This window comes from Aristophania sp. ESL1142 (assembly GCF_058107345.1).
Genome location: NZ_JBYLUH010000001.1, coordinates 640,181 through 663,804 on the forward strand (window position 1 = coordinate 640,181; position 23,624 = coordinate 663,804).

Consider the following 23,624-nt stretch of genomic DNA (forward strand, 5'->3'; position numbering starts at 1 on the left):
CTAAAACCCCGTTCTTGCTGAGCAGAGAACCGCAAAACCTCCGCCAATATAATATTGAGGGGCATTTGCGGCGATGAGTGTTCCATGTTGGCCCACGGTCTGGTGTGCATTAAGCTGTGGAGAAGCAATACCTGAAAGATAATGCTGGTTCGTAAGATTCAGAAAATTCAACATCAGGGTTGGCGCTTTCAGACGATCATAATCGGAAAAGCGATAGCCTATATTCAGGTCAGCTGTGATGTGAGATGGCATTCTCTCATCATTCATAAAGGTGGCATATTGGCTGCTCGTATAACGGGCCGTGAAAAGTCCGAATATGTGACCATTATCGTAACGGAGCCCCAAAGCACCCTGCACATGGGGGCTGCGGACAGCAATCTTCCCGGCAGTATGGAGCGTATCACCGCTTACGGCAATATTATTGTCGATGGTAGTATTAAGATACTCGAAAGACAGATAGGGGCTAATATGATGCCAGGGGCGTATTCCTAGTTCAATATCCACACCGCGCGTTGTCTGACCGCCAGCATTGATGGTTGAAGACATTTCAGAGTTATTCTGCCGGAGGATCGTCATGATCTGGCGGTTAGTAAAATTATAATTAAAGAACGTGATGCTGCCTGTCATGACCGTGCCATTATGGCGATAGCCTATTTCCTCTGCGATGGAATATTCGTCTTTAAGTCTTGGAGAACCTTTCCCAAGTGCTGCGGCGGAAGTGATCTCGTAGCTGTCGTAATAGGCTGTGACCGCAGGAGCCCGAAAATTGGTTGTTGTGTTGAAAAAGAGTTGATCTTTAGGTGTGAAATTCCATCTGAGGCCAAAACGTGGAAGTGGCTGCGCACTATTATGTCCCACGTGATATTGCGGCCCGGGGAGGTTATTACTCCCTGTGCGTGTCAGCATAACCTCCTTGAAGCCTACATCCATGGCAAGCTTGTTATGAAAGAGTGAAATATGATCTCCGATAAAAATGGCATTGACCTGCGCCATTGTATGGAAATCTGCCCCCTTCAGGAGGCGACCGTCAGGAAGATGAATATGAGGACCATGCCCCCAGATAGAGCCTGCATAGCCATTCTCATCAGCGGGATTGAAAGTCTGGCGTTCATGGTCATCTGAATAATCGTACCAATATCCAAGAACAAAGTTATTCCATCCCACTCTGGCATGCAGGGCTGCTGTAAAACCGGAACGGTAGCTCATCTGGGTATAATCTGCCCGTGCCATTGCCGTATTTGCATTGTCAGGCAGGGAGATAGCCCCCACTCTCTCATTGCCCATGGCGTTGCCTGTGGCATTAAGCACCGTTCCCGAAGGAGCACTACCATAAGCCCGCTGGGCATAAGGGGTCAGATCAAGGGAAAAATGCTCATCAAATCTGACATGTACAGGAGCCCCAACATAAAGTGTATCCATGGGGTCACGCCAGAATTTCCAGTAATTTTCGTTACTGGTTGGGTGGTTCTTGTCATAGTGCTGGGTGAGGTTATTAGCGCCATGGATACCGTTTTGACGCCAGCTTTCTGACGTTACTTCGGGATAATAGCTGTTAAGGACATGATTCCAGGACCCAACAAGGCTGACCCTGTTTCCTTCTCCCCATTCTTTGATGAACTTGAAATCAATATGGTGGCGGGAATCATCTCCGGCACCACGCCAGTTTTCGCTATAGCTATTGGAATAAGAGATAAAACCACGGATTCCGCTCTGGCCGAGTTCTCCTGTATCCAGACGCAGAAAGCCGCGTCTCATATTATATGAACCATAGGAGAAAGAGGTCATTCCTCCTTTTCTGAGGGAAGGGTCACGATAGTGCATGGATAAAAGCCCTCCCGTGGCATTGAGCACAGGACTGTCGAGATCAGCTGAGCCTTGCTGGAGAGCAACTTCACCATAATTCTCTGAATCGGCGAACTGTCCTGGGGAAAGCACATAATAAGCCAGATCATTCATGGGCATCCCTTCAAGGACAGCACCTATTGAATCTGAATTAAGCCCTCTCAGACTCATATTGGTCTGGGGGGACAGACCAAAAGGATCAGAAAGGGCGATATTGGCACCAGGTGTTGTGCTGATAATCTGGAAAGCTGTTGAGGTTGGAGCAATGACGTCCATTAAAGGGCGTCCTATGACACTGCGTGCCTGAGTGCCATGTTGAGGGGTTATAAGACCTCCACCACGTAATAATATCTCTTTGGGCCGCTTGACGGTCAGGACTTCTATTTGGGGTGGTGTGGTATTTTTTTGGGAATCTGCGTGGTTGTTCTGGGCTAGAGCCGGAAAAGAACCCAAAATGTAAATTGTCGTAATGCTATAAAAAGATAGATAAAAAGGCGTACGCAAAAGGAATCTTCTCCCCGAACAAACGATGGAAAAGATCCGGATATGTGGCGTCAGTTCAGGGGCCAGTGGGTTCTTCTGGCAGTAATTCCTGTCCCTTCGCCGGTATGGGCCGGATCAGGTTCAAAGGGTCCGGCTCTGCCATCTCAGCCTCTTTTTTCATAATAGAGACACCCCTCGGAACATTCCCTACTTATAAGGAAACCATAATTAAGAGTCCATGAAGGGTTTTGTCTTGTAAATTACCTCCTGTTTACCATAGGATAAGTGGTATTAACCCATTATCTTATAACGCAGAAAAGGCCGGAGTTCGCATGCCAATTATTGCCCCTAGCCTCTTATCAGCGGATTTTTCTAATTTACGTCATGAGCTTGAAGATATCGCATTAGCCCCATGGGTCCATCTTGATGTGATGGATGGACATTTTGTCCCAAATATTACGTTCGGTATGCCTGTTATCAAGGCGCTGCGTCCCTTTAGCAAAGCAAAGTTTGATGCCCATTTAATGATTGCTCCTGTCGATCCTTACCTTGAAGAAATGGCAAAGGCAGGGGTGGATCATATTACCGTGCATTGTGAAGGGAACCCCCATCTTTATCGGTCCTTGCAGACAATCCATGCTTTAGGATGCAAAGCGGGGGTCGCCATTTGTCCGGCAACGCCACCTGAAGCGCTTTCACAAGTGATGGATATTGTTGATATCATTCTTGTCATGAGCGTTAATCCGGGGTTTGGAGGGCAAAGTTTTCTGGAAGGGCAGCTCCCGAAAATCCGTACATTATCCGAAATGATCAAGAAAACGGGGCGCTCTATTATATTGGGGGTTGATGGAGGCATCGACGAAGATACGGCACCCCGTGTTGTAGAAGCAGGGGCGACGTTGCTTGTAGCAGGCTCATCCATTTTTGGGAAACCTGACCGTAGGGCTGCCATTGAGGGTTTGATTAATGTTTCGCGTCGATCATAAAGGATGATGGATCGCCATACATTATGGCGCCAGCTGAAGCTTATGATGGCATCTCTGCCGATCCATCATAAGGCTTCTTCAAGGCCGGCGTTTCAATATAGAGATATCAGACAAGGTGACGAAGAGCAGGGGATCCTCCTTGTTGGCGGACGATGCCGTTTTGACCAGAAAATATACGGATTTCCCTCTCAGAAAAAATGGCAGGGTTCCTGGCCTGAAGAGACGAGACGGTGGCTTTATAGCTTTGTCTGGCTACGTGATCTCAGAGCTTTAGGGACGAATGAAGCACGGCTCTGTGCGCGTAGCTTTATCCAGGCCTGGTGTGACGTTCCTCCCACTGATGCGTTGGCCCAGGACGGATATTTAATGGGGCAGCGTCTGGCAAATTGGTTGGGCCATTATGAATTCTGCCTTGAAACAGCCACGCAGGAGACGCAGAAACACGTTCTGGAAACCATGCTCAGAGAAGGGCGTATTCTCGCAGCCCTTTTACCCCTTCCTCCCCAAGGATGGGAGGGACTGGCCGCTTTGCGCGGGCTTTTGGCAGTTTTTATGGTGTTGCCTGAACAGCAGGGTTTTTTGCTCAGGTTTCAGCGTTATCTTAAACCTGAACTGGAGCGTTTGATTTTAGCTGATGGAACAGTGGCTGAACGCAGTCCGGAGGCGCAACTCCAAACGGTAGAAGAATTACAGAATTTTGCTGAGATGTACACGGCTATGGAAGTTTCCGTGCCTTTTCTCATTACACAGGCTTTGGAAAAAACATGGCCGGTCCTTGATTTTTTTCGTCATGGTGATGGGAAACTCGCTCTTTTTAATGGAACCCTTGAACATAAGCGCGAAGAGATACAGTCTCTTTTTGACAATATGGTTCGCCATCGGGCTCTACCCTCCATATTGCCTCAGGGAGGGTTTGCCAGAATTGCGCTTGGCCGGTCGCTTTTATTGATTGATGCGGCAAAACCACCAGTATTTGGTTTTGATAGCAGGGCCCATGCTGGCACCTTATCGTTTGAGTTTTCTTATGGAGCGCAGCGTCTATTCGTGAATTGTGGTGCAGCAAAAGGGGGAGACTGGAAAGAAGCGCTCAGAGTGAGTGCAGCTCATAATGCCCTTATAGCTGAAGATGAGTCCTGCATTGAGTTTGACATTGATGGCCATATTAGCCGCCACCCTTCTCATGTCAGCCATCATTACAAAAGTACTGCCAAGGAGCATTGGATTGACCTTTCCCATGATGGTTATCATGCTCCTTTAGGCGCTATATGGTCACGGAGTCTCTATCTTGGGAAAGAAGGAGAAGATCTGCGTGGTCAGGAGCAGGTCGAAGGGGAGCGCGACTTATCCTGCACGTTACGCTTTCATATTCATCCCACTGTTCGCGTAGAACAGGAAGATGATGAGATTATTCTGCATACAGAAGGCTCATTATGGCGTTTCCGGCAATCAGGTGGAGGGATCAGAATTGAAGATGACCTGTATCTGGGGCGCGGGAAGTCAGAAAAAAGCAAACAGATTGTTTTGACGACCCAGCCAGGGACCATTATAAAAAATGATGATGGAAAATCTCGGCATCAGCAGAAAATCATCTGGATTCTGGAGCGCGTGCCAGATTAGGAAATAGGCCCGAAATAACGGGCCTACTTTCAATTTTCCTGAACTTTTAAATCAGGCGGACAAGAATATGTTTCTTTTTTCCAAGGGATAATTTCAGGCCATTATCCGTAAAATCATTTTCGGTAATAAGCTGATTTTCATCTGTAATGACATTATCCCTAATCCTTGCACCGCCTCCACGGATGAGCCGTCTGGCTTCTCCGCCAGTTGCGGTAAGGCCTGTCTCAGTCAGGAGACGGAAAGCAGGAATGCCTTCCTTGAGTAAAGCCCTTGAAAGCTCTTTTTCAGGCAGTGAAGCCTGCTGGTTACCCTGTTCAAAGACGGTCTGTGCTGTAGAGGCCGCTTCCTGCGCTGCCTGACGGCCGTGGCAGATTGCTGTGGCTTCAGTCGCGAGGATTTTCTTGGCCTCGTTAATATCAGCCCCTTCAAGTCGCCCTAATCTTTCACATTCTTCAATAGAAAGGTCTGTAAACATTTTAAGGAAGCGCTTGACATCGGCATCTTCTGTATTGCGCCAGAACTGCCAGTAATCGAAGACGGGAAGTTTTTCAGCACGGACCCACAAAGCCCCTTTGGCTGATTTGCCCATTTTCGCTCCTGAAGATGTGGTGACGAGTGGGGTTGTCAGGCCATAGAGACGCACATTGTCTGTACGGCGTGCCAAATCTATTCCAGAAACGATGTTCCCCCACTGGTCTGACCCGCCCATCTGGAGGATCGCCCCATATTTGCGGTGGAGTTCACGGAAGTCATATGCCTGGAGAATTGAATAATTAAATTCAAGGAATGTCAGGCCTTGCTCACGGTCCAGACGCTGTTTGACACTTTCAAAAGAAAGCATGCGGCTGACAGAAAACTGCACACCGACATCCTGCAGAAGATCGAGATAGGAAAGGCGTTCCAGCCAGTCTGCATTATTGGCAAGCAGGGTTTTGTTATGGTCGTCGAAATTCAGAAATTGCCGCAGGGACAATTCAATTCCCGCCAAGTTATGAGCAATGGTTTCAGCCGAAATAAGAGAGCGTGCTTCATCCCGAAAGGAAGGGTCTCCGATTCTGGCTGTGCCCCCACCCATAAGTGCGATGGGACGGTGCCCATGTTTCTGAAGCAGACGCAGCATCATGATAGAGAGTGCGTTGCCGATATGAAGAGAGTCAGCTGTTGGATCAAAACCGATATAAGCGGTGATCGGCCCTGCTAACAGAGCCTCATCAAGGCCCTGTTGGTCTGTGCACTGAAAAATCATTCCCCGGGCTTGTGCCTCTTGTAAAAAGGCACTGCGGGGGGAGAAATTTGACGTCATGCGGCAATTTTCCTGCTTAATGGTCTAGAACGATTATCCTGCTGCCTGCTCGGCAATACGAAATTCAGCCTGACGGTTGGTTACATGGTCTTCCAGAGCGTCAGCGACGTGATCGGCATATTTGGCAAAGATATGATCAGCCTGTTCAAAAATGCGATAATCCACAACCACGTTTTTCTGTGTGTTGAGTTTTTCAACGACTTTGCGAATGCTGCTTTCAGGAGCCATGGAATCTTTACCCCCAGCAATCATCAGGCCGCTACATGGACAAGGCGCCAAAAAGCCAAAATCATAGTCGCTGGCGGGAGGCGCAATGCTGATCCAGCCACTGATTTCCGGGCGCCTCATAAGAAGCTGCATACCGACAAAAGCACCGAAGGAATAGCCACCAATCCATAATTCACTGGAATTCGGATTGACCATTTGCATCCAGTCGAGGGCCGCAGCAGCGTCAGAAATTTCTCCGATGCCGCCATCATAACGGCCTTGTGAGCGTCCGACACCCCGTGAGTTGAACCGCATGACGGAAAAGCCCATTTCCTGAAATCTGCGATACATCGTGTAGGTGATGCGATTATTCATCGTTCCCCCATGCAGAGGATGTGGATGAAGAACCAGGGCCAATGGTGCATTGGCATTGTCAGAATGGTGGTAACACCCCTCAAGCCGCCCTTCGGGGCCAGCGAACATCACTTCAGGCATTCGTCTCTCATTTTGTGACCCCCCTCTTGTCTGGTTGTCTTGTCTGGCCAGAAAAAAGAGGCTGTCGGAAAAAATTTAAATCAGACGGGTTTGAAAACCCGGTCATAGCAGAGATTGAAACTCTTTACTTTGCTGCAAGACAGTAGTTTATATATCTGCTTTGAGAGTGAAATTTCCACAAAAAACGTCATTGTCATGGAATGATCATAATTTGCTTTTGTAATAAGGCCTCTGGAAACCTGAAGTAGAGGGGCGTTTGCAGTAGAAAACAGAAACGATTGTAATTTTATTACATATGAAAAATAAATATTAAAATAACTAAATAATTATTTTAATAATAACCATAAATTTTTTGTTAAAAATTTATGGTTATTATATTTATATGGTATCAATTATTTGTATTTATGACTTGTTGGACGTGAGTTGTGACTGATTATTCTTGTATGTCGAGGCCTGTTTATCTTGATGCAAATGCCACAGAACTTTTACGTCCTGAGGCAAGGGATGCTGTCATAAAAGGACTTGAGGTTTCAGGAAATCCGTCTTCAGTGCATTTTTATGGGCGTCAGGCGCGTCAGGCACTTGAAGAGTCGCGCAAGATGGTTTCATCTTTTTTTGCCAGGGATGCTGGGTGCTGCATCTTTACCTCTGGAGCGACAGAAGCGGATATGTTGGCCCTTCACGCTTTTGGTTTTGCAGAAAAAAGGCGAATTCTCGTCGGTGCTACCGAGCATGATGCCATCTTGCAGGGAGCGCCTGAAGCAGCTCGCTTGCCTGTTGATCGTCACGGCCTGCTGAAACTTGAGATTTTAGAGGACTATCTGCGCGATGGGATGCCGAGCCTCGTTTGCGTCATGGCGGCCAATAATGAGACGGGGATCCTTTCCCCCCTCCATGAGGTGGCCATTTTATGCAGACAGTATAATGCATTTTTGCATATTGATGCCGTACAAGCTGTGGGGCGTGTTGCTTTGGCACCAGAAATCATGGAAGGAGCAAGTATTGCGCTTTCAGGTCATAAATTTGGTGGGCCAAAAGGTGTCGGGGCCCTTATATTGCCAGAAGATCGGCCCATTTCTCCCATGTTGCCAGGCGGTGGACAAGAGCGTGGAAGACGTGGGGGAACCCCTTCCCTGGCGTTAATTATGGGTATGAGTGCAGCTCTTGGATCTGCTCTGCAACAGGATTGGGAGCCGATCAGAGTAATGGCAGATAGGCTGGAAAGTCTTATGCAACAGGCAGGAGGGGTTAGCGTTAATGCTGGTCTTGAGCGTCTTCCGCAAACAATTTCAGTCATTTTACCGGGTGTGCCGGCGCAAACACAGCTTATGACACTTGATCTTGCAGGGTTTTGTGTTTCAGCAGGATCTGCCTGTTCGTCAGGGAAAGTATCTTCTTCTCACGTCTTGCGGGCAATGGGATATGGGGATGGTGCCGGACAGGCGATCCGCGTTTCTTTACCCTGGAATGTAACCTCTGAATCGGTAGAGCTTTTTGGAAAAGCCTATCAGGAGATGGCAAAACGTCTTTTAAAAAGATAGAATGAACCCGATTAAGTAGGAAATTTTGCCTCAGGAAGGCCTTGCGCCTGAAGGTGGGACGTTTTACCTCGTGAGGCGAACCTTATTTTAAACAAGCCAAGGGGGCAATCAATGCCGCATATTGTTTTCGTTGAGCAGGATGGCACGCGTCATGAGGTCGATGCCAAGGTGGGTCTGTCTGTCCTGGAAATTGCTCATGAGCATGACATCAATCTGGAAGGTGCCTGTGAAGGGTCTTTGGCCTGCGCGACCTGTCACGTTATTATTGATCCTTCCTGGGCTGACAAGCTGACTCCTCCGACTGATGATGAGGAAGATATGCTTGACCTTGCTTTCGGTCTTGAAAAAACGTCTCGCCTGGGTTGTCAGATTGTTATGACTGATGCACTGGATGGCCTTGTCGTTCGCCTGCCTAAGACCAATTAAGTTTATTAAGACATTTTATAAAGGCGATTTACAGACTATGCGTATTCTTGTGGCCATGTCAGGGGGAGTGGATAGCTCAGTCGTGGCGGCTCTTCTGAAAAAACAGGGCCATGAGGTTATTGGAGCCACTTTACAACTTTATGATGATCGTGGCCCTGCCAGAGTAGGGGCATGTTGTGCCGGGCGCGATATTATGGATGCCCGTGCCGTTGCTGACCGGATGGGCTTTCCTCATTATGTCATTGATGCGGAAAGCCGTTTTCGTGACAGTGTAATAGAAAGCTTTGCTGATGCTTATGCACGGGGGGAGACACCTGTGCCATGTGTCGCCTGTAATCAGGGTGTTAAATTCACCGATCTTCTGAATATGGCCCGGGATCTAGGATGTGAGGCCATGGCAACAGGCCATTATGTCAGACGTATTGAAGGTCCAGAGCGTGTGGAGCTTCACCGTCCGGTTGACAGGTCGAGGGATCAATCGTGGTTTTTATTTGCGACGACGCAGGAACAGCTTGATTTCTTGCGCTTTCCTCTAGGGGATATGCCCGATAAGGATGCCGTCAGGGCGCTGGCTGCTGAACTGGGGCTGGATGTTGCTGATAAACCCGATAGTCAGGATATCTGTTTTGTCACAAAAGGGTCTTATGTGGACCTTGTCGAAACGATGCGTCCCGAGATCAAGGGGGCAGGCGATATTGTTGACGAAGAAGGGCGTACGCTTGGCCGGCATGAAGGCATTGCCCGCTATACAGTCGGACAGAGCAAAAGGCTCGGTGATATTCATACAAGCACAGGTGAACGGCAGGTTGTCACGCGAATCGATGTGCCAACGCGGCGTATCATTGTAGGGCCCCGAGCCAGTCTAGATGAAAAAGACGGTCATACGCATATTATCCTGCGTAATATGAACTGGCTGACTGATATCGGGCCTGAAGGTGTGCGTTGTGGTGTGCAGCTGCGGGCTCGTGAAGGGTTAAGACAGGCGATCGTCAGACCTTTGGCTGAGGGAGAGGCGGAAGTCATACTTGATGACCCCGCTCTTCCGGCTCCGGGGCAGGCGTGCGTTCTTTATGACGGAACACGCGTCCTCGGTGGTGGTTTTATTACGTCTGAAAAGAGAGATTAAAGATGGCTGGCAAACTTCTCTTGGGGTCATTTCGTTATTCTTCATGGTCACTAAGAGGTTGGTTAGCCGTCCGTCTGGCGGGGCTGGAGGTAGTAGAGGAAATCATTCCCCTCAAAGGAGGTGGGAAAACAGAGGCGATCCATCACCGTTCTCCCAATCGTCTGGTTCCCTATCTTGAGCATGACGGGGCCAGGGTCTGGGAGAGTCTCGCAATCTGTCTTTATTGTGCCGAGCTTCAACCGACTTTATTGCCGCTGGAGCGTAATGCACGGGCACATGCTTATAGTGTCAGTGCCCAGATGCATGCAGGGTTTCGAAATCTGAGGCAGCTTTGTCCAATGGATATTGGGCGCAGTCCGGCCTATCCATCGATTCTTTCGGCAGAGCAACAAGCTGGTCTTGAGGGGGATCTGGCTCTTTTAGGGAAGACGCTTCTGCAGGCTTTAACACGGACTGGTCAGGTGACGTCTTATCTGTTCGGGCCGGAATTTGGTGTTGCTGATTGTATGTATGCCCCCATTATGTTGCGTATCAGACAATATGCTCTGGAGGAATATCTTCCTATGGAAGTCGTGTCATGGTGTGAGCATGGGCTTTCGCATGATCTGATGCAGGAATGGATTGAAAGAGCACTTGCTGAACCTGATGAATGGCGTTTGTCTTACGGCTGAATCATTTCACTTGCCAAACGGTACGGCAGGGGAAAGGCGGATTAGGTTCAGGTTCCAAAAGACGCGTATCAGGTAAAAATTCTTTGTAGAAATAATTCGCCATATGGACAGGGCTTTCCACTTATGGTGTCATTAATCTGTAACTCCGGTTTTTCACCATCTCATTAGTAATATTGTAAAGATGGCGTACCATTGCAGGATTAGATTTATGGCATATCTCGTGGATCTTTTTGAAACTGTTCCAGAACGTTCAGATTTGCGCCGTCGAATTACTGAGCAGACACGCAAATCTGAGGCAGAGTGTATTAGAGGTTTTCTGGAGCAGGAGATTCTGACTCAGGAGCAGAGCACGCTTGCAACAGAGACAGCCATGAGATTGGCTCGTGCTTTGCGTGAACGGAAACATCCCGGGATTGTTGAGCAGCTGGTTCAGGAGTTCAGTCTGGCCTCTGAAGAAGGTGTAGCACTTATGAGTCTGGCAGAGGCTCTGCTAAGGACACCTGATGAGGCAACGAGAGATGACCTGATTCGCGATCAGGTTCGTCTGGGAAATTGGCTTTCTCATATAGGAGCTGGGAAGCCCCTTATTGTGAATGCAGCCTCATGGGGTCTGTCTTTAACGGAGAAGGTCGTTGCGCCTGAAGACCGTTTTGGCCTTGTTATGAAATTGGTCAAGCGTCGGGGGATGCCTTTTATACGCAAAGCCATGCGTTTGGCTATGCAGATGATGGGTCAGCAATTTGTTTTGGGTGAAACAATTGAGCAGGCTTTGCAGGTTGCGCGTAAACATGAGGATAAGGGTTTTGCTTATTCGTATGATATGCTGGGTGAGGCTGCTCTCGATCAGGCCGATGCAGATCGTTACCGGGCAGATTATCATGCAGCCCTTGAGGCGATTGGCAGAAATGCTCGTGGCAGGAATGTCTATGAAAGGGCGGGTCTTTCCATAAAATTATCTGCTCTTCATCCACGTTATAGTCGTTTGCAACGCGAACGTGTTATGGATGAGCTTCTGCCGATTGTAAAAGGTTTAGCCCTTCGGGCACTCCATCATGATATTGGTTTGAATATTGATGCCGAAGAAAGCGAACGCCTTGAGCTTTCTCTCGATCTTTTAGAGGCATTATGTCAGGATCCTGACCTGGCAGGCTGGAACGGCATCGGATTTGTCGTACAGGCTTATGGCCGTCGTGCTCCGGCTGTGCTCGATTTTATTATTGATCTTGGAAAAAGAACGAATCACCGGATCATGGTCCGTCTAGTGAAAGGGGCCTATTGGGATAGTGAGATCAAAAAAGCGCAGATTGATGGGGCTTCTGATTTCCCGGTTTATACACGTAAATGCCATACAGATGTCGCCTATCTTTCCTGTGCGGCCAAATTATTGGCCGCCCCTGAAGAAATTTTCCCTCAATTTGCGACTCATAATGCCCGTACCTTAGCGTCTATTTTTGAGTTGGCTGGTCATGAATTTTCTGTGGGGCGTTATGAGTTTCAATGCCTGCATGGGATGGGGGAGAATTTATATAGTGAGGTTGTGGGACCGGATAAACTTAATCGTCCCTGCCGTATTTATGCACCTGTGGGGACTTATGAGACCTTATTAGCCTATCTTGTAAGACGTCTTCTGGAAAATGGTGCGAATTCATCATTTGTGAATCTTGTTGGGGATCGTTCTGTACCGCTTGAAAAACTAGTTGAGGATCCAGTTGAGCAGGTACATGCCAGTTATCCGGTCGGGAGCCAGCATCCTCTTATTCAATCACCAGCAGGGCTCTATGGGAAAGACCGTAAAAATTCTTCAGGGATGGATCTTTATGATGAAGATATTCTGCGGCACCTCAAGGAGACTTTGAGTCAATGTCCTGACACTCTGGATAGTGAGCCCCTGATTGTTGGTGTAACTCCGGCAACAGAAAAATGTGAGGTTTTGAATCCTGCAGACCAGCGGGATGTCGTCGGTACTATTCGCTATAGTAAGCCTGATGACGTTACACAGGCTATAGATATTGCAGAAAACGCATCACTATGGAGCTCAAAATCACCCGCAGAACGGGCTGATATTTTAGAGCGTGCGGCAGATCTGCTTGAGGAAAATCGTATATCATTCATGGCGCTGGCTGTCAGGGAAGCGGGGAAATCCTACCCAAATGCCATTGCAGAGGTGCGTGAAGCTGTTGATTTCCTGCGGTATTATGCCAGTCTGATCCGGGCAGATTTCAATAATGAAACGCACCGGCCTCTTGGCACGATTATCTGTATCAGTCCATGGAACTTCCCGCTTGCCATTTTCTTGGGACAGGTATCTGCTGCTTTAGCAGCTGGTAATAATGTGGTGGCAAAACCTGCCGAGGCAACGTCGTTAATTGCCGTAGAAGCTGTAAAATTATTACATAAAGCAGGAGTTCCTGTCGAGGCACTGCAACTGGTGCTTGGTCGTGGGAGTGATATTGGTACAGCACTCGTTTCAGATAAACGTATTGCTGGAGTCATGTTTACAGGTTCCACAAAGGTTGCGCAGTCTATCGCCGGCCATTTAGTCGGCCGTTTGGGGCGTAATGGTCAGGCCATTCCGTTTGTGGCAGAAACAGGCGGGTTGAATGCGATGATTGTCGATGCGACAGCTCTGCCTGAGCAGGCTATTGTCGATATTGTCAATTCTGCGTTTGATAGTGCAGGGCAGCGTTGTTCAGCGCTTCGGCTCTTATGCGTTCAGGATGAGGCCATGCCCCGTATTCTGCCACTTCTCAAAGGTGCTATGGCAGAATTGAGAGTTGGGGTTCCGGGTCGTCTGAAAACAGATGTCGGTCCTGTGATTAATCAGCGTGCCCGTGACGGGATCATGGAGCATATCACCCGGTTTAAAGATAAAAGGCATAAAGTTTTCTCTTCATCGCTGGTGGAAGAAGAAACAGATCATGGTTTTTATGTTCCTCCCACTCTTATTGAAGTTCATTCAGTTGAGGAAATCGGGGGGGAGGTCTTTGGGCCTGTCTTGCATATCATGCCTTATCATCGTCGAGGGTTTGAAACACTGATTAATGATATTAATGCGACAGGCTATGGTCTGACATTTGGTGTGCATAGCCGCTTGCCTTCGACGATTGACCGTCTCGTTGAGAAGATCGATGCAGGTAATATTTACGTAAATCGTAATATGGTTGGTGCGGTTGTCGGCGTTCAGCCCTTTGGCGGACGAGGTCTTTCTGGGACAGGGCCAAAAGCCGGGGGGCCTCTGGCTGTGCGGCGTCAGTTGGCTGAAGCGCCACCATGCCCCTGGGGAGGTATTGGTAATGGACTTCCGCCTATGGCGCGTTCATGGTTGCTCTGGTTGAGAGCAAGTGATGCAGAACTTGCTCAAGAGGTCTTACCCTGGATGAGCCATGGTTTATTGGGGATGATGCTTGAAATGCCCTCACCTGTAGGAGAGACGAATCTTTATTCACTTACTGCCCGGGGAAGAGCGCTTATCCTCGCAGAGAGTGAAGCAGGTCTTAAACGTTTGATCAGCTATGCGATCAGTTGTGGCAATTCTGTTTCCATCATGGCTTCACCGGAGCTGACAGACTGTCTGAAAACATTGCCTGAGGTTGTGGCAGAAGAGATCACAATCGTGAAAAATAAAGGCGAATTGAATCATTGTGCCTTTATTTTATCTGAAACAGAGAATGAAACCTTGTGGCAGATTGTCCGTGATCATCTGAATGATGAGAAACAGTCTGTTCCCCTTGTTTATATTGGAAATTCCGAGAGCTTGCGTCCTGAATGGCTTCTTGAGGAAAAACATGTCAGTAATAATGTGGCTGCGGCAGGGGGGAATGCGCGTTTAATGGCTCAGGTTTGATGCTTGGGAAACTACTACGGAAAACGGCCTTCTTTCTTACCGAAGGAAGGCCGTTTCTATATGTATTGATAAAACAGGACGTAGGGTTATGTGGAAGGGAGAGACATTTTACATCCTTCAGGGGTCTGGGAACGTAAAAATTTTGCAAGTTCCCTGAATGAATCGGCACGTGGGTCCGAGTGACGCCACATAAGACTGATAGCGCGTTTGGCTTCCTGACTCTGGATGGGGCGTACTGTTACCAGTGTCTGTAATTCTCCCCGATGTTCAAGGGCCAGACGCGGGATTAGTGAAAATCCCTCACCGGCAGCAATCATATGCCATAGCATTTCAAGGCTTGTTGCCAGACGCTGGTCTTGAGGGCGAAAATTTGCCGGGCAGATAGAAAGGGCCTGCTCGCGTAGGCAGTGGCCGTCTTCAAGGAGAAGAAGGTCAGGCCGTGCGAGATCTTTGAACGAAATGACCTCTTTTTTGGCAAGTTCATGATCCCGGGGGAAAACTGCCAGAAAAGGCTCTTCAAATAAAGGATCCTGCTCAAAACTCGTCGTCATGGAGGTCGGAGACATAATGGCCAGATCCAGTTCTCCATGTCGTAGCGCACTGACGAGATTTTCGGTCGTCATTTCGCTTAAACGCAGGCTCAGCTGGTCATAAGCCTGGCGCAGTTTGGGCAGCAGGCCTGGGACATAGTAAGGCCCCAAAGTCGGAATGAGGCCAATGTGAAGCAGGCCATTTAATGGGCCGGTATAAGCACGCGCAACTTCTAAAAGCCTGCGGGCAGATGTCAGGACATCGCGGGCCATGCCGATTAACCTTACACCATCAGGTGTAGGGGCAACGTGACGTCGTGTCCGTTCAAATAAAGTGACGTTTAAAAGCAGCTCAAGTTTACGTACCTGCTCTGAAAGACCCGCCTGGCTAACGCCACAACGTTCTGCTGCACGAGAAAAGTTGCGTAAGTCATCTACAGCAACCACATATTCAATATCCCGGAGGGATAAGCCGGAAAGAGGGACATAAGACATACCCCTTAGATAGGGTTTTCTTCCTTAATGGGAAAGGGGGGGAAACGTCTTTGTGTAGAGCGGAATAGGTCTGTGCTAAAGGATGGTAGCAACCTAAGAAGCTCTTGACAGCTGCTGGTTCCTGCTGCTTCCATTGGGAAACGGTTCGCTGTGTCGCGACGTAGTTTTTAACCTGAATGTTAATAGGAGATTTTTGATGCCAGCAATTGGTTCACAGGTAAAACCTTTTAAAGCGGAAGCTTTCCATAACGGAAAATTCATCACTGTTACGGATGCTGACCTCCGTGGCAAATGGTCAGTCATTTTCTTTTATCCAGCAGATTTCACCTTTGTCTGCCCGACAGAGCTGGAAGATCTGGCAGAAAATTATGACGCATTTAAAAAACTGGGTGTAGAGATCTATTCTGTTTCAACAGATAAGCATTTCACGCACAAAGCCTGGCACGATACATCACCAGCAATTGGCAAAGTCCAGTATGTTATGGTTGGTGATCCAGCAGGCACAATTGCCCAGAATTTTGATGTTTTGATCAATGATGGCAGCCATTTGGCTGAGCGTGCAACATTCCTGATCGATCCAGAGGGCCGCATTCAGTACATCGAAACGACCTCTGGTGGCGTTGGGCGTAGCGCTACAGAACTGCTCGATAAAGTCCGTGCAGCGCAGTATGTTGCTTCTCACCCAGGTGAAGTCTGCCCTGCAAAATGGAAAGAGGGTGAGACAACCTTGACACCTTCTCTGGATCTGGTTGGCAAGATCTGAGAATAAGCATAACACTTTTGTAAGTGGTTATAGCTATTTGCAGAAAGGGGCGTGCCGCTGGGGAGATGGCACGCCCTTTTTTCGCTGTGTCAAACGCAAGGGCCTAACTGCCCTTACTTATTACGAGGTAAAGATGCTAACCGATGAACTGAAAACGCAACTGCGTAGCTATCTTCAACATGTCAAACAGGACATTTCACTCGAGTCGTCACTGGATAATGGTGAAAAATCGATTGAGATGCGCAAGTTTCTTATAGAAATTTCCGACCTCTCTGACAAGATTACCTTTAATGAAAACGGAAAAAGTGAACGTCGCCCTTCTTTTGATATTAAAAGAGTCGGGACTGATGTTTCCGTAACTTTTGCAGGTATCCCACTGGGGCATGAATTTTCCTCACTGGTCCTGGCTTTGTTGCAGGTGGGAGGGCATCCGCCAAAGATTGAAGAGTCCCAGAAAGAGCGTATCCTTTCTCTGAAAGGGACTTATCATTTCGAGACTTATTTCTCGCTTTCCTGTCATAACTGTCCCGATGTTGTGCAGGCGCTCAATACAATGAGCGTGCTGAATCCACAGATTCGGCACACAGCGATAGAAGGGGGGTTATTTCCAAAGGAAATTGCAGAGAGAGATATCCGTTCAGTTCCGCAGATATTCTTGAATGGAGAGCCATTTGCAACGGGGCGGATGGGCCTCGAGCAAATTTTGGCAAAGATCGATAAGGCAGGGGAAGCGCTTGCGGTTGAAAGCCTGAATAATGAAGCCCCCTTCGATACATTGGTGATCGGTTCTGGTCCGGCGGGGGCAGCTTCGGCGATCTACCTTGCTCGAAAAGGGTTAAGGACAGGACTGGTTTCTGATCGTTTTGGTGGTCAGGTAATGGATACGGCCGGGATTGAGAATTTTATTTCTGTTCCAGAAATAGAAGGGCTAATCCTGTCACAAAATCTCGATAAGCATGTAAGGCGTTATGATATACGCATTCTGTCTTCTCAACGGGCCGACAAACTGGTTCCAGCAGAAACATTGGGAGAGTTCCATGAGATCGTCCTTGAAAATGGAGCTAGGTTAAAAGCCCGTACGGTGATTATTGCAACAGGGGCGAGAGTCCGCTCTCTCAATATTGAGGGGGAGGAATTTTATCGTACCCATGGGGTTACTTATTGTCCTCACTGTGATGGTCCTTTCTTCAAAAATCGTCCTGTCGCAGTTGCAGGGGGGGGAAATAGCGGCGTTGAAGCAGCAATTGATTTGGCGGGAATTGTCTCTCACGTAACTCTTTTACAGCGTAATACAATTCTGAAGGCTGATCAGGTCCTACAGGATAAATTACAGAGTCTTTCAAATGTCACGGTTATCAAGAATGCTCTTCCTGAAGAGATCGTTGGTGATGGCAAAACCATGACTGGGTTGATCTGGAAGGATAAGGAAACGAATGAACGTCATAAACTCAATGTTGATGCGGTCTTTATTCAGATAGGACTGGATCCGAATTCTACGTGGCTTAAAGGGGTGATAGATTTGACCGAGCGTGGCGAGATCATCATTGATGAGAAATGTCGCACCTCTGTGCCGGGTGTTTTTGCTGCTGGTGACGTGACAACGGTTCCTTATAAACAGATTGTCATTGCCATGGGCGAAGGTGCGAAAGCCGCATTGACAGCGTTTGATTATATGATTCGTGTCCCGTTTAAAGAATAGGACGCCAATAAGGGGGCCTTATTGGCTCCCTTTCCCGAATGGAAAGAGATATCCCGATTTCCGGGAAGTAAAAAAACATGGAAAATGGTGCCGACACTCGGATTTGAACCGAGGACCTACTGATTACGAATCAGTTGCTCTACCCCTGAGCTATGTCGGCCTCTTTGGGGGAGGATATATAGGAGAGAACCTCTTCCTGCAACGGCAGATACAAAATTATTTCTATATGATATAGAAGAAAAGCTTGCAGCATCCTGTTCTCTGGCGCAAGAGAAAGATATGTTTAAGAAGAACCGCTTCTATGAAGGTCTTAGGTCCCGTTGGGAGGCCCTGCGTTTCGGTGGTGTCGAATATGATTCTGACACAGCTTCTGAGACTATTATCAAATCCAAGCTGACTCTTATTCAGGGTTTGAAAGAATGTCCGTCTTGTGGGCTTTTTCAGGCCGTTCCAGAGCTTCAGCCTGGTCAGGTTGCGCAATGCAGTCGTTGTGGAACGAAGCTTGAACGCGCTCGTCGTACATCGCCAATTATAGCGCCTTTGACGTTTTGCCTGGCCTCTGTCGCGTTGTATCTGGCCCTTCTGGTATGCCCGCTCATGACGATTGATGTGTATGGGCGTGACAATATGGTTACGATCAGGAGTGGTCCTTATGCGCTGGTTGAGCAGGGATTTAGCTTGATCGCTATTCTGATCAGTATCGCCACGATTCTGATGCCCCCTATAATATTGGGATTTATGCTTTTTATTCTCTATGGGGCTTCTGCAAGTAAAGTGCCTCCATTCTGTAGAGAAATTCTTGCCTGGTATGAAAAACTTCGTCCCTGGTCGATGATTGAAGTTTATGTCATCGGATTGATTGTTGCCTATTCAAAGCTTGTCGATCTTGCTACGGTAAAATTATTGCCGGGAAGTTTTGTATTATTTGCCCTTATGTTGACGATGGCAGCAATGGACTCGACGTTTAACACTGAATTTTTTTGGCACAGATTGGCACCCTCTCGCGATGAGCCTTTACATTTATATGAAAAGGATTTCCGGGAAGAAAAATATTTTGTTGCGGAACTTCCTCGGAACAGGATGCTTTCCTGCGGTTATTGTCATAGTGTCTATTTGGCAGAACACCCGGTCCCTAATGGTGCTGATATGGGCAACTGTCCTGTTTGTGACCAGACCTTACGGCGTCGCAAGCAAAGAAGTGTCATGGCCTCATTCTGCTTTTTGCTGGCGGCAGCAATTTTCTATATTCCGGCCAATCTTTTGCCTATCATGACTTATGTTAAAATGGGGAACGGTGAGCCCAGCACGATTTCAAGTGGTGTCCGGCAACTCTGGCACGCCGATCTCTATGTTCTGGCCTTAATTGTCCTATTAGCGAGTATTATCATCCCGGTTCTCAAAATTGTGGCTTTGACTGTGATGCTGAGCTGTGAAGTATTGCGCAAGGATTGGAATCTGAAGTTCCTGTCGGCTCTTTATGCCTTTGTCTGCTTCATAGGGCGTTGGTCAATGATTGATGTTTTCATGATCTCGATTTTGGCGGCGATCGTGAAATTTTCTTTTTTTGCCCATGTTTCAGCAAATTCGGGAATCGTATTTTTTGCGAGCGTTGTTGTGTTAACGATTTTTGCGGCTGATGTTTTTGACCCACGGGGTATGTGGGATGCCGCAGGTTACAACCATACGGTAACCGAGGGTAACAAAGAATCATTTGAGGAAGTTCTCATTAAAGGGAACAAACAGATGGAGTCCGAACGCACGTGAGTGACACGCAACAAGAAAATCAAAAGAGGTCTTCAACGTCTCATAAGGCCAAAATAAGACCAACACGTTTTTCGGTCCTCTGGATTATTCCAATCGTAGCAATCATTATTTCTGCGGCTTTGGCATGGCGGCATTTTTCCGATCAAGGCCCCACGATAGTGATTTCCTTTGAAACGGCTGATGGGATTGTCCCCGGGCAGACAGAGGTTAAGAACAAGGCTGTCAATCTTGGTGTTGTCCAGAGTGTGAGCTTGAGTGACGATATGAGTCACGCAGATGTAACGGTCCAGATGAAGGCAGAAAGTGCTCGTTACCTGACAGAACATTCACGATTCTGGGTTGTGCGACCACGAATCAATGGTGCCAGTATAACAGGGTTGGATACGCTGCTTTCAGGAGCATATATTGCGCTTGATCCAGGTCCCGTTGGAGAAAAATCACGGGATCATTTTACGGGGTTGGAAACACCTCCAGGCGTGCGTTCTGACCAGCCTGGTTCTACTTTCTGGCTTGTTTCACCGACGCTGGAATCTCTTGGATCCGGGTCTGCTGTGTTCTTCCGGGATCTTCCAGTAGGAGAAGTTCTTGGTTACACAATGCCTCCTGGTGGGGCAGGGCCGATCCTGCTCCAGGTTTTTGTCCGGAAGCCTTATGACAGTTATCTTAAAGGTGACAGCCGATTCTGGAATGTTTCAGGACTTCAGGTCGGTTTTGGTCCTGGTGGATTGAAAGTCCATTTGCAGTCTCTTCAGGCGCTTCTGTCAGGAGGGGTCGCCTTTGGGCGTCCGCAGGATATGCGGGGTAATGAGGCGACTGATGCTGTCCCTAATTCTGTGTTCCGTCTTTATAGCAGTAAGGATGATGCTGATAATACGCATTATCGCCAGAAATTTCGTGTTGCGATGTATACAAGCACATCCGTGGGTAATCTGACCGAAGGCAGTAAGGTCACAATGTTTGGGTTGCAGGTAGGCGTTGTGACGGGTGTTCGTTTGCGGTTGGAAGATAAACAGCATAGCCCTCGTGTAAGGGTTGATATGGAGCTTGAGCCAGGGCGCGTTACCGCAGAAAGTAGCGTGAATAGAGAGCATACTATGGCTGTTTTAAGTGATTTTGTGACAAATGGCATGAAGGCTTCTGTTCAGAATGTCAGCTTCCTGACAGGAGAGGCCATGGTTGTTCTGAGTTTCTCGCCAAATGCGAAACCCAGTAAGTTTATTGAAGAAGATGGCGTTGTGATTCTGCCGAGTGAGCCTGGTGGTATGGATGGAATCCTGCAATCAGTTTCTTCTATTGCTGATAAGGTTTCCAACATGCCGCTGACTGAAATGGGCGAGAATATTAATAATCTTCTAGCTCATACTGATGAGCGTGTGCGTAGTCCTGAAGTAACACGGTCTATGGCTGCTTTGCGTGGTTCACTGCAAGCCCTGAATAAATTACTCGATCATGCAGATGATGACCTTCCGGTTCTGGTGCATAAGGTTCAGGACACGTTGGAACAGGCGCGGCTTCTGCTTAAAACCTATGGTGGTGATGAAGATTTCAGCCGGAATCTGAAATTGCTGATTGTACGTTTGTCAGCAATGTCACGTTCGTTACATCAGACATTGGATTATCTGGACCATCATCCTTCTTCTATTATTGTGGGGCGTAAGAAATAATGAAATTTACGGTGTTATCCAGGCGCGGCCTCTTTCTTGGGGCTCTCCTTGGCCTTGTGAGTGGCTGTTCTAGCGTGGAACCCAGTTATTATAGTCTTGCTCCTTTACCCGGGCCTGTCCTTAACCAGTCTTTTAGGGACTCATTAGGAGGGATAAAGGTATTTAATGCTTCCATTCCTTCAAGACTGGATCGGGATATTATCGTGCAGGGAATCCAGGATTATCGTCTGAAAATGGCCAGTGCCTCCAGCTGGAGTGAGCCCTTAGGAGAAATGATCAGTCAGACTTTAGCGACTGATTTATCTCAAAGATTACCTGGGCGTGTGATTGTGACGCAAAATCAGCCTCTTGCCGTGGAGGCGTCTGAATTTGTCGATCTGGCCATTCAGAATTTTGAACGTAATGCCGATAATCATGTTGTGATCAGAGGCGTGATCTCAGTTAAGAGGACAGATTTATCACTACCGGAAAGACCTGCAATAAACTCATCTGAGGTGTTTGAGTGGATTTCCCCACAGATTGTTTCTGCCGATACGGAATCTTTTGTTGCGTCATTGAGTCAGGGTGTAGCTGCAATTGCTGATAAACTAACAGTCACATTGCGTTGAGAAACGGTCAGTTCGTTAATATCATAAAAAAACCCGCATCTTTCATAAAGGATGCGGGTTTTAATTTTTTATTCTCTCAAATGTGAGAATCAGATCTTTTCGACCTGGTTGTAATCAAGTTCCACAGGCGTTGAACGACCAAAGATCGAAACACTGACTTTTAGACGCTGATGCTCCGCATCCACTTCCTCAATGCTGCCATTAAAGGATGTGAAAGGACCGTCAGAGACGCGAATCTGTTCACCGATTTCGAAGGTGAGATTGGAGCGCGGACTCTCAATTCCTTCTTGAGCCTGTTGCAGAATGCGTTTGGCTTCAGCAGCAGTGATGGGTGTTGGCTTGTTCCTTGTTCCTAGAAAGCCGGTAACTTTGGGAGTATCTTTTACCAGATGCCAGGCCTGATCGGTCAGTTCCATCTTGATCAGGACATAACCAGGGAAGAACTTGCGTTCAGAATTAACCTTCCGGCCGCGTCTGACTTCCGTTATTTCTTCTGAAGGGACAAGAATTTCTTCAAAGTGATCTTCCAGGCCCTTTTTAGCAGCCTGTTCACGAATATGTTCGGCGATCTTTTTCTCGAATCCGGAATAGACATGCACAACGTACCAACGTTTAGCCATGATATGCTTTTAGCCCCCGACACCAAAAAGACCGCGGATACCAAGGCCAATCACCTGGTCCACAATAAAAAAGAAAACACTTGTTATGGCAACCATGACAAGCACAGCACCAGTAGTGACTATTGTTGTGCGGCGCGAAGGCCATGTCACGCGTCGCGCTTCCGCCCGTACATCCGCAAAATAGCTAAATAAATTAAGCCCTGAGTTTTTAGGAGCCGGAGGGATCTTCCGGGAATCTCCTTTCGGGTTACTCGCCGACACCATTCATCCTCGAATTCTAATAGTAACTCTCGATCTAATAGGGAAAATATACCCGATAGACCGGGAGTAGAGTGGCAGGGGTGGAGGGTCTCGAACCCGCAACCTCCGGTTTTGGAGACCGGCACTCTAGCCAATTGAGCTACACCCCTTTGTATCGAATCGTAACGATAAGACCTCCATGAGGTCAACCCAAAACGTCGATGTGCGGAAAAGAGAATGACTGGCTTATAAAGTCAAGCCCTTTATGAAAGATTATCAAAAAAAGCTTTATTTTTATGAAAAGCTCTTGCCGGGGGATAAAGAAAAGGGTAGTGACTTTCTCGCTTGGTTAAGCGGGCGTAGCATAATGGTAATGCAGTAGCCTTCCAAGCTTCTGACGAGGGTTCGATTCCCTTCGCCCGCTCCATATTCCCACAAAATTTTTATTAATATCAGGTTCCCAGTAGCAATTTGTGGCAAGTATTCCGCCTATTGGAGTGCTGCTGCGAAGTTATGAGGAATTCTTATAGTCCGTATTGTTGCCTTTTGCCTGTAGTGCATGCTAGGGAACGGAACAGAATTTAAGGATAAGATCAGACTGGACTAATTTTTACTTTCGTGTAGATGTTCCTCCTGTCTAACTTGTGAGAACCTGCTTGATTGCAGGTTTGAGCGAATGAAACTTTATATGACGGAATAC

The 23,624-nt window shown here is 47.7% G+C and carries 18 protein-coding genes, 3 tRNA genes and 1 riboswitch; of the genes, 13 read left to right on the plus strand and 8 right to left on the minus strand.

Features of this window, described 5'->3' with window-relative positions:
- A complete protein-coding gene (locus AC3B6P_RS02870; protein ID WP_489804638.1) occupies positions 1-2,346 on the minus strand; it encodes a TonB-dependent receptor in 2,346 nt (781 codons plus the stop codon).
- A gap of 73 nt (positions 2,347-2,419) precedes the next feature.
- Positions 2,420-2,531: riboswitch (TPP riboswitch) on the minus strand.
- Between the two features lie 126 nt (positions 2,532-2,657).
- Here AC3B6P_RS02870 and rpe point away from each other — a divergent pair.
- Together rpe and AC3B6P_RS02880 are read left to right on the plus strand one after the other, a co-directional pair.
- Positions 2,658-3,311 carry a ribulose-phosphate 3-epimerase gene (gene rpe, locus AC3B6P_RS02875; RefSeq protein ID WP_489804639.1) on the plus strand — a complete coding sequence of 218 codons (654 nt, stop codon included), beginning with the start codon at positions 2,658-2,660 and terminating at the stop codon, positions 3,309-3,311.
- Positions 3,312-3,317: 6 nt separating this feature from the next.
- Entirely contained in the window at positions 3,318-4,928 is a 1,611-nt protein-coding gene (locus AC3B6P_RS02880; protein WP_489804640.1) for a heparinase II/III family protein, read from the plus strand.
- A 46-nt stretch (positions 4,929-4,974) separates the two neighbouring features.
- Here AC3B6P_RS02880 and tyrS read toward each other — a convergent pair whose 3' ends face one another.
- Together tyrS and AC3B6P_RS02890 are read right to left on the minus strand one after the other, a co-directional pair.
- Positions 4,975-6,231 carry a tyrosine--tRNA ligase gene (gene tyrS, locus AC3B6P_RS02885; protein WP_489804641.1) on the minus strand — a complete coding sequence of 419 codons (1,257 nt, stop codon included), beginning with the start codon at positions 6,229-6,231 and terminating at the stop codon, positions 4,975-4,977.
- A 33-nt stretch (positions 6,232-6,264) separates the two neighbouring features.
- A complete protein-coding gene (locus tag AC3B6P_RS02890) occupies positions 6,265-6,933 on the minus strand; it encodes an alpha/beta hydrolase (RefSeq protein WP_489804642.1) in 669 nt (222 codons plus the stop codon).
- Positions 6,934-7,358: 425 nt separating this feature from the next.
- On the opposite strand from AC3B6P_RS02890, the gene AC3B6P_RS02895 reads away from it, so the two are divergent.
- The 5 genes from AC3B6P_RS02895 to putA all read left to right on the plus strand — a co-directional run bounded on the left by AC3B6P_RS02895 (position 7,359) and on the right by putA (position 14,541).
- On the plus strand, positions 7,359-8,474 hold the full coding sequence (locus AC3B6P_RS02895; protein ID WP_489804643.1) for a cysteine desulfurase family protein: 1,116 nt from the start codon (positions 7,359-7,361) through the stop codon (positions 8,472-8,474).
- Between the two features lie 111 nt (positions 8,475-8,585).
- The gene (locus AC3B6P_RS02900; RefSeq protein WP_489804644.1) at positions 8,586-8,900 is read left to right on the plus strand and encodes a ferredoxin family 2Fe-2S iron-sulfur cluster binding protein; all 315 of its coding nucleotides are present in this window, start codon (positions 8,586-8,588) and stop codon (positions 8,898-8,900) included.
- Between the two features lie 37 nt (positions 8,901-8,937).
- The gene (gene mnmA, locus AC3B6P_RS02905; protein WP_489804645.1) at positions 8,938-10,026 is read left to right on the plus strand and encodes a tRNA 2-thiouridine(34) synthase MnmA; all 1,089 of its coding nucleotides are present in this window, start codon (positions 8,938-8,940) and stop codon (positions 10,024-10,026) included.
- Between the two features lie 2 nt (positions 10,027-10,028).
- Positions 10,029-10,697, plus strand: coding sequence for a glutathione S-transferase N-terminal domain-containing protein (locus AC3B6P_RS02910; protein WP_489804646.1), 669 nt, complete (start codon positions 10,029-10,031; stop codon positions 10,695-10,697).
- A gap of 208 nt (positions 10,698-10,905) precedes the next feature.
- Positions 10,906-14,541, plus strand: a complete 3,636-nt coding sequence (gene putA / locus AC3B6P_RS02915; RefSeq protein ID WP_489804647.1) for a bifunctional proline dehydrogenase/L-glutamate gamma-semialdehyde dehydrogenase PutA — start codon at positions 10,906-10,908, stop codon at positions 14,539-14,541.
- A gap of 86 nt (positions 14,542-14,627) precedes the next feature.
- On the opposite strand, the gene AC3B6P_RS02920 is transcribed toward putA, so the two are convergent.
- A complete protein-coding gene (locus AC3B6P_RS02920; protein WP_489804648.1) occupies positions 14,628-15,566 on the minus strand; it encodes a hydrogen peroxide-inducible genes activator in 939 nt (312 codons plus the stop codon).
- A 196-nt stretch (positions 15,567-15,762) separates the two neighbouring features.
- Between AC3B6P_RS02920 and ahpC the strand changes: the two genes are divergently transcribed.
- Together ahpC and ahpF are read left to right on the plus strand one after the other, a co-directional pair.
- The gene (gene ahpC, locus AC3B6P_RS02925) at positions 15,763-16,329 is read left to right on the plus strand and encodes an alkyl hydroperoxide reductase subunit C (RefSeq protein WP_489804649.1); all 567 of its coding nucleotides are present in this window, start codon (positions 15,763-15,765) and stop codon (positions 16,327-16,329) included.
- A gap of 133 nt (positions 16,330-16,462) precedes the next feature.
- Positions 16,463-18,028, plus strand: coding sequence for an alkyl hydroperoxide reductase subunit F (ahpF, locus tag AC3B6P_RS02930; RefSeq protein WP_489805528.1), 1,566 nt, complete (start codon positions 16,463-16,465; stop codon positions 18,026-18,028).
- An 85-nt stretch (positions 18,029-18,113) separates the two neighbouring features.
- On the opposite strand, the gene AC3B6P_RS02935 is transcribed toward ahpF, so the two are convergent.
- Positions 18,114-18,188 (minus strand) — tRNA-Thr (locus AC3B6P_RS02935).
- 119 nt (positions 18,189-18,307) lie between these two features.
- Here AC3B6P_RS02935 and AC3B6P_RS02940 point away from each other — a divergent pair.
- The 3 genes from AC3B6P_RS02940 to AC3B6P_RS02950 are packed head-to-tail and all read left to right on the plus strand — an operon-like array spanning position 18,308 to position 22,064.
- A complete protein-coding gene (locus AC3B6P_RS02940; protein WP_489804650.1) occupies positions 18,308-19,792 on the plus strand; it encodes a paraquat-inducible protein A in 1,485 nt (494 codons plus the stop codon).
- Entirely contained in the window at positions 19,789-21,456 is a 1,668-nt protein-coding gene (locus AC3B6P_RS02945) for a PqiB family protein (protein WP_489804651.1), read from the plus strand. Before AC3B6P_RS02940 ends, AC3B6P_RS02945 begins: the two co-directional genes overlap by 4 nt.
- Positions 21,456-22,064 (plus strand): PqiC family protein, encoded by a 609-nt coding sequence (locus AC3B6P_RS02950; RefSeq protein WP_489804652.1) that lies wholly within the window; start codon positions 21,456-21,458, stop codon positions 22,062-22,064. Before AC3B6P_RS02945 ends, AC3B6P_RS02950 begins: the two co-directional genes overlap by 1 nt.
- 89 nt (positions 22,065-22,153) lie before the next feature.
- Here AC3B6P_RS02950 and nusG read toward each other — a convergent pair whose 3' ends face one another.
- The 3 genes from nusG to AC3B6P_RS02965 all read right to left on the minus strand — a co-directional run bounded on the left by nusG (position 22,154) and on the right by AC3B6P_RS02965 (position 23,094).
- The gene (gene nusG / locus AC3B6P_RS02955; protein ID WP_489804653.1) at positions 22,154-22,684 is read right to left on the minus strand and encodes a transcription termination/antitermination protein NusG; all 531 of its coding nucleotides are present in this window, start codon (positions 22,682-22,684) and stop codon (positions 22,154-22,156) included.
- Between the two features lie 9 nt (positions 22,685-22,693).
- The gene (secE, locus tag AC3B6P_RS02960) at positions 22,694-22,948 is read right to left on the minus strand and encodes a preprotein translocase subunit SecE (RefSeq protein ID WP_489804654.1); all 255 of its coding nucleotides are present in this window, start codon (positions 22,946-22,948) and stop codon (positions 22,694-22,696) included.
- A gap of 69 nt (positions 22,949-23,017) precedes the next feature.
- Positions 23,018-23,094 (minus strand) — tRNA-Trp (locus AC3B6P_RS02965).
- A gap of 183 nt (positions 23,095-23,277) precedes the next feature.
- Between AC3B6P_RS02965 and AC3B6P_RS02970 the strand changes: the two genes are divergently transcribed.
- A tRNA-Gly gene (locus AC3B6P_RS02970) sits at positions 23,278-23,351 on the plus strand.
- Positions 23,352-23,624 lie beyond the last annotated feature (273 nt).